This window comes from Roseicyclus sp., from assembly GCF_052168335.1.
Classification (GTDB): Bacteria; Pseudomonadota; Alphaproteobacteria; order Rhodobacterales; family Rhodobacteraceae; genus Roseibacterium.
The window spans coordinates 1-2,830 of sequence record NZ_JBQLZP010000196.1 but is presented as its reverse complement, the minus strand read 5'-3'; the positions used below and the strand labels follow the sequence as shown (position 1 = coordinate 2,830).

Annotated in this window: 2 protein-coding genes and 1 pseudogene; 2 read left to right on the top strand and 1 reads right to left on the bottom strand. The window is 67.0% G+C overall.

What is annotated here, in order from left to right; all coding sequences use genetic code 11:
* A pseudogene (locus ACTS11_RS06145) lies at nucleotides 1–134 on the top strand (peptidase T); the annotation flags it as partial.
* 9 nt (nucleotides 135–143) lie between these two features.
* Here ACTS11_RS06145 and ACTS11_RS06140 read toward each other — a convergent pair.
* Nucleotides 144–1,253, bottom strand: a complete 1,110-nt coding sequence (locus ACTS11_RS06140) for a hypothetical protein (protein ID WP_442639454.1) — start codon at nucleotides 1,251–1,253, stop codon at nucleotides 144–146.
* Nucleotides 1,254–1,577: 324 nt separating this feature from the next.
* Between ACTS11_RS06140 and sucC the strand changes: the two genes are divergently transcribed.
* On the top strand, nucleotides 1,578–2,771 hold the full coding sequence (gene sucC / locus ACTS11_RS06135; RefSeq protein WP_442639453.1) for an ADP-forming succinate--CoA ligase subunit beta: 1,194 nt from the start codon (nucleotides 1,578–1,580) through the stop codon (nucleotides 2,769–2,771).
* The last annotated feature ends 59 nt before the right edge of the window (nucleotides 2,772–2,830 follow it).

Sequence of the window (2,830 nt, the reverse complement as noted above, 5' to 3'; positions counted from 1 at the left end):
GGGTGCCCTGCCCGAACCTCTTCACGGGGATGCAGAACGTGCACGGCCCGCTCGAGTTCGTGTCGGTCCAGGACATGGCGCTGGCGGCGCGCCTCATGCTCCAGATCGCGGCGCGGGCGGGCACACCGGGCTGAGCCCCGGCGCTACTGTGTCTCCCCCGTGACGGCCCGCCCCGAGCTGTCGATGCGCAGCGGGATGCCCTGGCCGCCGTCCTCCGTGCCGCTCTGCTGGCCTGCGGCGGCGGTGGTCGGCTGGCCTTCGCGCTGGTCCTCGCCGGTCGAGCCCGAGGCGTCTTCCTGGGCAGTCCCTTCTCCGGCTTCGCTCGAGCCCTGATCGGACGCGTTGTCGCCTTGATCCGAGCCGGAACCCCCGGCCGACGCATCGCCGCTCCGATCCGAGCCGTCGCCGCTCGCGTTGGTGTCCTGACCCGACTCCACGATCGTCGCCTCCTCCGAGGCGAGCGCGGTCTGCAACTCGTTCAGGCGCGTGGCGGTGCTCTCGGTCTCCTCGGTCAGCGCGGTCAGGATCGAGTGGAGCGACGCGCGCTGCTCCTCGGCGGCGGCCACCGCCGCGCGGATCTGCGAAAGCTGCTCCTCCGCCGTGGCGATCTCCTGCCGGAGCTGCCGTAATTCCTCCTGCGCCATGTCGCGCTCGCCGGTCAGCCGGTCGGCCTCCTCGCGCAGGCGGTTCTCCTCCTCGCGGAGGTCCGAAAGGCGCGACTCCGCCTCCGACACCTGCTGCGTTACGGACGCGGCCTCCTCCTCCAGTGCGGCGAGGTTGGTGCGCACCTCCTCCTCGCGGGCGAGGGCCGCGTCGAGCCTCTCGTCGGTATCGGCGAGGCGCTGCTCGGAGGTCTCGATGGCCGTCTCGAGGTCGTTCAGCCGCGTCGCATGCGTGTCGATCTCGTCGCGCAGCGGCGCCACCTCCTCCTCGAGCCGCGCGAGCTGCGCCTGCGACTCCTCCACCTGCGCCGACAGCGTCGCGGTCTCTTCCGTCAGGCGCGTGCGCTCGCCCTCGAGGCCCGAGACGGTTTCCTGCAAGGCCGTCTGCTCGCCCTCGAGCGCCTGCAACTCGGGCTCGAGTTCGCCGATGCGCGTGCGCATCTCGTCGAGGCTGCCGGAGGTCTCGCGCTGTTCCTGGAGGTCCAGTTCCACCTGCGCGAGGCGGTCCTCGACGGTGCCGGAGTTGACGAGCGACCAGATCGCGATGACCCAGCCGACCGCCGCGAGCAGCCCCAGTCCGATGAGTTTCATGTCCCTGTTGCCGCCGCCTTGATCGGCCATCTGCATCCACTCCGTACGCTGTGTGTCATCCATCGTACGAACGCGAAACGGGGGAGAGGGTTCCGGAACAAGCTGCCGTCAGACGGCGGGAGGCGGCTGAGTCGCGCCGATCGCGGTTTCGGCATACCGTTGCATACCTCTGACCCCCATCATTTGTGATCACACGTTTTGAGCCTGTGATCACAAATGTCGCTTTTTTCGTCGAAAGGCCGCAACTGCGGCAGAATGCCGTTTTATTGCCCTCGTGGGTTGTGCTTATCCGGGTCGAAACACCACCAAGGACGGGACAGTTTCATGAACATTCATGAATACCAGGCGAAGGCCCTTCTTCGTCAGTACGGCGCCCCGGTCAGCGACGGCCGGGTGGTTCTTCGCGCGGAAGAGGCGAAGACGGCGGCCGGCGAGCTCGACGGGCCTCTCTGGGTCGTCAAGGCGCAGATCCACGCCGGCGGCCGCGGCAAGGGCCACTTCAAGGAGGCCGACGCCGGTGACAAGGGCGGCGTGCGCCTGGCGAAGTCGGTGGAGGAGGCCGAGGCCGAGGCCAAGAAGATGCTCGGCCGGACGCTGGTGACGCACCAGACCGGGCCCGCGGGCAAGCAGGTGAACCGCGTCTATGTCGAGGACGGTTCCGGCATCTCGCGCGAGCTCTACCTCGCGCTCCTCGTCGACCGCGGCTCCTCTCGCATCTCCTTCGTCTGCTCGACGGAAGGCGGCATGGACATCGAGGAGGTGGCCGCCCGCACGCCCGAGAAGATCCTGTCCTTCGCGGTCGATCCGGTCACGGGCTACCAGGCCTTCCACGGCCGCCGCATCGCCTTCGCCCTCGGTCTCGAGGGCAAGCAGGTCAAGGAATGCGTGAACCTGATGGGTATCCTCTACCGCGCCTTCGTCGAGAAGGACATGGAGATGCTCGAGATCAACCCGCTGATCGTGACCGACGAGGGCAGCCTCAAGGTGCTCGACGCCAAGCTCGGCTTCGACGGAAACGCGCTCTACCGCCAGCCCGACATCATGGCGCTGCGCGACGAGACCGAGGAGGATCCCAAGGAACTCCAGGCCTCGAAATACGACCTCAACTACATCGCGCTCGACGGCGAGATCGGCTGCATGGTCAACGGCGCGGGCCTCGCCATGGCGACGATGGACATCATCAAGCTCTACGGCTCGGAGCCCGCCAATTTCCTCGACGTGGGCGGTTCGGCCACCAAGGAGAAGGTGACCGAGGCCTTCAAGATCATCACCTCGGACCCGAACGTGAAGGGCATCCTGGTGAACATCTTCGGCGGCATCATGCGCTGCGACATCATCGCCGAAGGCGTGATCGCGGCGGTGAACGAGGTCGGCCTCAAGGTGCCGCTGGTCGTCCGCCTCGAGGGAACGAACGTCGAGAAGGGCAAGGAGATCATCCGCTCCTCCGGCCTGAACGTGATCGCCGCCGACAACCTGTCGGACGCGGCCGAGAAGATCGTGAAAGCGGTGAAGGGATAAGACGATGGCAGTCCTCGTCAACGAAAACACCAAGGTCATCTGCCAGGGCTTTACCGGAT